The following is a 6824-nucleotide window of genomic DNA, read 5'->3' as shown; positions in this document are numbered from 1 at the left end:
CGGTCTGGGCCGGGGTCTTGGACGGGGACGCGCGGGGGCCGCTGCGCCGATCGGCCAGCCCGTCCCATCCCTGCCGCCGGTACCGGCCCACCCAGCGGTGCGCGCATTGCCGCGACACTCCCAGCTCGGCCGCGACGTGGGCGACCGGGCGGCCACCGAACACGACACGGCGAACCAGCAGGCATCTGCCGTGGAAAGTCAGACGGGCGTTAGCGTGGCTCACTGAGACCTCCGGGTGCTGGTGAAGCGTGCAACTCCACTACGCCCGGAGGTCTTCTTGCTGATCAAACACCTACCGGTCAGGTGTCACCAAGATCATGGCCAAGTACAGCTAGCGCTCCGCTCCAGGTACCGGGTCGAACGCGCTGTTGCAGGCCGCCACCAGCGCGCGGCGGACGGCGCCGTCCAGGAGGCGCAGGGCCTCGCCGCGGCGGCTCATCTGGTCGGCGCTGAGGCCGCGGTCGTCCATCTGGCGGGCCAGGTCGACCACCAGCGACAGCCGCCCGGCGAGGGCCGCGACGCGGTGGGCGCGGGGCGGGTAGCCGGGGGCGAGCGGATGGTCGCCGCGGTCGGGATCGCGCAGGTCGACGAGCGCGTCGGCGATCTCGGGCGGGACGCCGGCGAAGTCGTCCACCGTCAGCAGCGCCTCGGTCGCGTCCCGCATCGCGAGGGTGAGCCGGTGGTCGGCCTCGGCGAGGGACGGGACGTCCGGCGGCACCGGCGACGCGTCGTGCGTCGTCCAGCGGACGCCGACGTACGACGAGCCGCGCCTGTCCTCGGACGGGACGAGCCCCATCGCCCGTCCGTCGAGCACGGCGACGACGGCCGCCCCCGCCTCGACCGCCGCGGCGTTGAGGCCCGGCGGGCCGGTCAGCCCGAGCGGGTCGCCCGGCTCGGGCAGTGCCAGCCGCAGCGCCGCCATCCCGCCGACGCGCAGGTCACCGAGCCCGCGGCGCAGCGTCACCTCGGCGGGCTCGCCGCCGACGATCTGCGGGCCGCCGCTCTTCTCGATCTCGTCGACCGCCTCGTCCAGGCCGACGCTGCCCGTCAGCCACGCATTGCCCCAGGCGACCAGAGCGATCGCGACGCCCCTGCTCATTCGTTCGTGCTCATTCCCTGTCCCGGACACTTCGCAATGGGCATGCGAACCACGATAAGCGCTCGGATCGCCGGTGCCACCGGACGTAACAGACCTCTCGCGGTGCGGGAGCGTTCCCGGACCGCCGATTCCGACCGAACCGGGTGGCCCACGCCCGTCCCGGATCGCATAGGTTCTTTCCTGAACCGGACCACGGGACCACCGGATTGGGGACGAAGGCACGCGATGGCAGGCGAGGTACTTCAGCTCCGCGGAGTCGGGGTCAGGCGCGGCGGGGCCCACCTGCTGCGCGACGTCACATGGACCGTCAACGAGGGCGACCGCTGGGTGATCGTCGGCCCGAACGGGGCCGGCAAGACGACACTGCTCCAGGTCGCCGCCGCGATGCTGCATCCCACCGACGGCGCCGTCGAGATCCTGGAGGAGGAGCTCGGCCGCACCGACGTGTTCGAGCTGCGCCCCCGCATCGGCATCGCCAGCTCGTCGGTCGCGGAGAAGGTCCCGACCAACGAGACGGTCATCGACCTGGTGCTGACCGCCTCGTACGCGATCCTCGGCCGCTGGCAGGAGGAGTACGACTCGACCGACGTGGGCCGGGCCGTCGCGCTGCTGGAGGCCCTCGGCTGCGCCGACCTGATCCGCCGCACGTTCAGCACCCTGTCGGAGGGCGAGCGCAAGCGCGTCCAGATCGCCCGCGCCCTGATGCCCGACCCCGAGCTGCTGCTCCTGGACGAGCCCGCCGCCGGTCTCGACCTCGGCGGCCGCGAGGACCTCGTCGCCCGCCTCGCCGCCCTCGCCGACGACCCGTCCGCGCCCACCATGGCGATGGTGACGCACCACGTGGAGGAGGTTCCGGAGGGCTTCACCCACGCGCTGCTGCTCCGGGGCGGGCAGATCGTCGCGCAGGGCAAGGTGGACGAGGTCTTCACCCAGGAGCACCTGTCGGACACCTTCGGGATCCCGCTCACGATCGAGCGGCAGAACGGCCGCTGGTACGCCCGCTCCGCCCGCTGACCGACCCCAGTGCCCAGGTGGTCACCGCGCGGTCCCTACGATGTGTGCGCCGTTCAGTAACACATGACGCAGGGATGGGACTTACTTGGATCTGCTGGACGCGGTCGCCGTCTTCGCGGCCGGAGTGGCCGCCGGAGGCATCAACACGGTCGTCGGGTCCGGCTCCCTGATCACCTTCCCGACCCTGGTCGCGCTCGGCTACCCGCCGGTGGTCGCGAACGTGTCGAACAACATCGGCCTCGTCCCGGGCGGCGTGACGGGCGCCATCGGCTACCGCAAGGAGCTGGAGGGCCAGCGCGGGCGGCTGCTGCGGCTCGCCACCGCGTCCTGCGCCGGCTCGGTGATCGGCGCCCTGCTCCTGCTCGGCCTGCCCGAGAAGGCGTTCAACGTCATCGTCATCGCGCTGATCGCGATCGCGCTGGTCCTGGTCGTCGTGCAGCCCCGCCTCCAGAAGTGGATGGTGCGCCGCCGGGAGGGCGAGCGCCGTCCGCACGGCGGCGCGACGCTGTGGGTCGGGGTCCTGTTCGCGGGCATGTACGGCGGCTACTTCGGCGCCGCGCAGGGCATCATCCTCATCGCGCTGCTCGGCATCATGCTGGACGACGACCTGCAGCGCCTCAACGCGGGCAAGAACGTCCTGTCGGCCGTCGTCAACGGCACCGCCGCGATCCTGTTCACGCTGACGTGGCTGTTCGGCGACACCGGGATCGACTGGTGGGTCGTCCTGCTCATCGCGGCCGGCTCCACCTGCGGGGGCATGATCGGCGCCTCCGTCGGCCGGCGCATCCCGCCCATGGCGCTCCGCGGCGTGATCGTCGTCGTCGGCCTGGTCGCCATCGTGAACCTGGTGCTCTAGCCCTCGTCCTCGCGGCCGTCCCCGGTGGGGTGCTCCACCAGGGCCAGGACCCGGCTGGCCATGAAGCGCGCCGTCCTGACGGCGGTGCCCGTGCGGGTGACCTCGCTGACCTCCACGACGCCGCGCCGGGTCGCGACCTCCACCCGGCGCCCCGCGCGGCTCGCCGTGATCTCGTACGTCCGCGTCCCGTCGCCCCCGGCGTCCACCACGATCTCGACCCAGTCGCCCTTCATCCCCGCGACCCCTCACCTAGTCGAACATATATTCGACTTATACCCCGAACCCCTCTCGCTGAATCCCCCAGAACCCCACAAAACACCAGGTCCCCCGCCCCCCGAAAACCCTCTCGAACGAGCCCCCGACCCCTCTTGGACGAGCACGATTCACACCCTCTTGGGGCTTGAAGCTCGGCTGAGGCCACGGGCAGGCGAGCGGAGCGCGCGTGCCCGTCGAGCCGGGCGACCGCAGCGACACGACACAAACCCGCACGGTCACGACAAGCCGCACGTGGCGTGAGGATCGACCGGCTCGTAACGGGGGTTCCAGGGGGTCGCCCCCCTGGGCCAACAGGGCTAAACCGGCTTCACCTGGAGGACGCCCTCTTCTGTCACGCGGGTCTCGAAGGTGGGTTGGCGGGCGGTGGCGGGGCCGTGGAGGACGGAGCCGTCGGCCACGCGGAAGGTGCTGCCGTGCCAGGGGCAGACGACGCAGGTGTCGGCGTTGTCGTCGGTGATGATTCGGCCCTGGTGGAGGGGGCCGGCGAGGTGGCTGCAGCGGTCGGCGAGGACGTGGACGTCGTCGCCGCGGCGCAGGACGAAGAGGCTGATGTAGCCGAGGCGGCGGGCGACGGGCCAGCCGTCGGGGAGTTCGTCGGCGGCGCACAGGTCGTGCCAGCCGAGCGGGACGAGGTGGGCGAGCTGGTCGGCGTGGCTGGCGCCCGCGGCCTGCCGGAAGGCGAGGTGGCCGCCGAGGTAGGTGCCGGCGAACAGAGCGCCGAGGCCGGCGAAGCCGAAGGCGCGTCCGGCGGCGTCCCGGCCCTGGTAGCGGGCGAGGAGGGACGCCGAGTACAGCATGCCGGCGGTGGCCGTCCCGGCGGCGTGGATCAGCCCGACGCGCTGCTGTTCGCGGTGCAGGGCGGACCAGTCGGCGATGCCGGTGAGGACGGTCGGGACGGCGCCGGCGAGGCCGGCGGCGACGAGGGCCTGGGAGGCGCGGCGCGTCCCGGGCATGAGGTCCAGCACGGCGGCGGACAGCCACATGCCGATGGGCACGTCGGTGAGCGGCGGGTGGGCGGGGTGCCCGAACGGGACGCCGTGCAGGGTGTCCTTCACGGGCCCGGGACGCAGCGTGCGCCGCACGGCCGTGGAGAGCACGCGGATGGTGCGGTCGAGGCCGCGGGCGTGTTCGAGGTTCTCGGTGACGTCGGCCAGGCGCGCGGACGCCGGTGGGCGGGACCCGCGCCGGAATATGTTGACCCGTCGGTTCATGTCCCTCCTCCGCGGCCCCGTGAGACGCCTGTTGCGACACTAGTCTTCGGTGTTCACCTGCGGCCAGTCATACCTACCTGTAGCCGGGAGGGGCTAAACAAGGGGTCAGCGCGCCGCCTCCAGGGTGACGGGGACGCCGTTGAACACGGCGTTGCCGGAGAGGGGGTCGATCTCCTGCTCGTCGGTGACGGCGTTGACGTTCACGCCGGCGTGGCGGGCGGCGACCTCGGTGCGGGTTCCGGGGCGGTCGTGGCCCCAGCCGTGCGGCAGGCTGACCACGCCCTGCATGATCGTCTCGGTGGGTTCGGCGACGGCGTCGACGGTGCCGGTGCGGGAGGTGACGCGGACCGTGTCGCCTGCGGTGACGCCGATCGCGTCCGCGTCGGCGGGGTTCAGCTGGAGGGTGCAGGTGTTGGAGCCGCGCACCAGTTCGGGGACGTTGTGCAGCCAGCTGTTGTTGGACCGGAGGTGGCGGCGTCCGATCAGCACCGTCCCGCCGGACGTGCCCGGGTCGCGCAGGGCGGAGTGGAGGCGGTCGACGTCGGCGGCGAACGTGGACGGGCACAGTTCGATGCGCCCTGACGTGGTGCAGATCACCTCGTCCAGCCGCGGCTTGAGGGGGCCGAGGTCGAGGCCGTGCGGGTGCTCGGTGCGCAGCCTGGAGAGGGTGAGGCCGCCGGGTTCGGCGCCGAAGCCGTCACCGTAGGGGCCGAGGCGCAGCATCATGTCGAGCCGCTGCTCGGTCAGGGTGCCGGAGTCGAGCATCTTGCGCAGCTCGTCCGGTTCGCGGCCGTGCACCGGGGAGCCGTCGAGCGTGACGGCCTTCCGCAGCGTCGCCGTGATGACCATCTCGTCCAGCGTGGCGGGGTCGCCGTCCGTGCCGGAGGCGATCAGGGCGAGCCGGGCGAGGACGGCGGCCTCGCCCGGGCGCCCGTCCGGCAGCGGCACGGCGGGCGGCGAGTAGCGGGCGTAGTCGCGGACGGCGAGGCCGGTCAGCGCGATGTCGTAGTGCGGCGTCTGCGCGGGGCGGGGCGGCGGCAGGATCACGCTCGCGTGCCGGGTCGTCTCGTTCAGGTACGGGTCGACGCTGACCATGAACTCCAGGCCGGCGAGGGCGCGGTCGAGCCGGGCGGCGTTCGGGGCCGACAGCGCCGGGTTGCCGCCGATCGTGATCAGCGCCCTGATCTGCCCCTCGCCGGGCGTCTCGATCTCGTCCGCGAGCGTCGCGACCGGCAGTTCCCCGTTGACCTCCGGCAGCCCGCGGACGCGGCTGCGCCAGCGTCCGGTCGTGAACGGCCTCTTGCGGCGGTACACGGGCGCGTGCGCGGGGCGCGGGAACATCGCGCCGCCCTCCCGGTCGAGGTTCCCGGTGAGGACGTTCAGGACGTCCACGAGCCAGCTGTTCAGCGTCCCGTACGCCTGGGTGCACGTCCCGATGCGGCCGTAGACGGCGGCGCGGTCGGCGGCGGCGAGGTCGCGGGCGGTGCGGCGGATCGTCCCGGCGGGGATGCCCGTGACGGGCGCGACGCGCTCGGGGGCGAAGTCGACGGCGAGGGCGCGCAGGTCGTCCAGGCCGTTGACGCGTCCCGCGAGGTGCTCGGCGGACGCGACGAGGTCCTCGGCGAACAGGGTGTGGACGAGCGCCATGAGGAAGAACGCGTCCGTCCCGGGCCGGATGAACAGGTGCTCGTCGGCGAGGGCGGCCGTCCTGGTCCGGCGCGGGTCGACGACCGTGACCTTGCCCCCGCGCGCCCGGATCGCCTTGAGCCGTCCGGGGAAGTCCGGCGCGGACGCCAGGCTGCCGTTCGATTCGAGCGGGTTGGCGCCCAGCATGAGCAGGTGGCCGGTGCGGTCCAGATCGGGCACCGGGATCGCCAGGGGGTCGCCGAACATGTGCCCGCACGACACGTGCTTCGGCATCTGGTCGGCCGTGCTCGCCGTGTAGAGGTTCCGGGTGCCGAGCGCCTTGACGATCGCGCCGCCGTACAGCGGCCCGGCGATCGAGTGGGCGGTCGGGTTGCCGATGTAGACGGCGACGGCGTCCCGCCCGTGCCGCGCGATGACGTCGGCCAGACCCCGCCGGACCTCCTCGAACGCCTCGTCCCATCCGGCCGCCCCGCCCCCGACGAGCGGTTCCGCGAGCCGGTCGGGGTCGCCGTCGAGGCTTCCGAGCGTGGCGCCCTTGGGGCAGATGAAGCCCCGGCTGAACGGGTCCTTCTCGTCGCCGCGGACGCGGGTCACCGTCCCCGCGTCGTCCAGGGTCAGTTCGAGCCCGCACAGGGCTTCGCAGAGCGGACAGGTGCGGAAGGCCGTGCGGTCGCCCATCGGGACACTCCTTGTGAACGGAACCGTCTTCCATCATGGCAAT

7 protein-coding genes are annotated in these 6824 nt (G+C 72.8%); 2 read left to right on the top strand and 5 right to left on the bottom strand.

Annotated features, from left to right (window positions below; genetic code table 11):
* Both BM339_RS16115 and BM339_RS16110 read right to left on the bottom strand, forming a co-directional pair.
* A partial coding sequence (locus tag BM339_RS16115; protein ID WP_143118341.1) for a helix-turn-helix domain-containing protein occupies positions 1-223 on the bottom strand: 223 nt, incomplete at its 3' end.
* 108 nt (positions 224-331) lie between these two features.
* Entirely contained in the window at positions 332-1099 is a 768-nt protein-coding gene (locus BM339_RS16110) for a hypothetical protein (protein ID WP_021593313.1), read from the bottom strand.
* Between the two features lie 225 nt (positions 1100-1324).
* Here BM339_RS16110 and BM339_RS16105 point away from each other — a divergent pair, with 225 nt between their 5' ends.
* Positions 1325-2113 carry an ABC transporter ATP-binding protein gene (locus BM339_RS16105; RefSeq protein ID WP_021593314.1) on the top strand — a complete coding sequence of 263 codons (789 nt, stop codon included), beginning with the start codon at positions 1325-1327 and terminating at the stop codon, positions 2111-2113.
* 85 nt (positions 2114-2198) lie between these two features.
* A complete protein-coding gene (locus BM339_RS16100) occupies positions 2199-2969 on the top strand; it encodes a sulfite exporter TauE/SafE family protein (protein WP_021593315.1) in 771 nt (256 codons plus the stop codon).
* On the opposite strand, the gene BM339_RS16095 is transcribed toward BM339_RS16100, so the two are convergent.
* The 3 genes from BM339_RS16095 to BM339_RS16085 all read right to left on the bottom strand — a co-directional run bounded on the left by BM339_RS16095 (position 2966) and on the right by BM339_RS16085 (position 6781).
* Positions 2966-3202 carry a hypothetical protein gene (locus BM339_RS16095; protein ID WP_075021316.1) on the bottom strand — a complete coding sequence of 79 codons (237 nt, stop codon included), beginning with the start codon at positions 3200-3202 and terminating at the stop codon, positions 2966-2968. The genes BM339_RS16100 and BM339_RS16095 overlap by 4 nt on opposite strands.
* Positions 3203-3541: 339 nt before the next feature.
* Positions 3542-4456: a Rieske (2Fe-2S) protein gene (locus tag BM339_RS16090; protein ID WP_075021315.1), complete on the bottom strand. Its 915-nt coding sequence runs from the start codon at positions 4454-4456 to the stop codon at positions 3542-3544.
* Between the two features lie 105 nt (positions 4457-4561).
* A complete protein-coding gene (locus tag BM339_RS16085) occupies positions 4562-6781 on the bottom strand; it encodes a molybdopterin dinucleotide binding domain-containing protein (RefSeq protein WP_075021314.1) in 2220 nt (739 codons plus the stop codon).
* Positions 6782-6824 lie beyond the last annotated feature (43 nt).

The organism is Actinomadura madurae (assembly GCF_900115095.1).
GTDB lineage: Bacteria > Actinomycetota > Actinomycetes > Streptosporangiales > Streptosporangiaceae > Spirillospora > Spirillospora madurae.
Note: the sequence above shows the minus strand (reverse complement) of the source record. Positions and strands in the feature narration are given on the sequence as shown.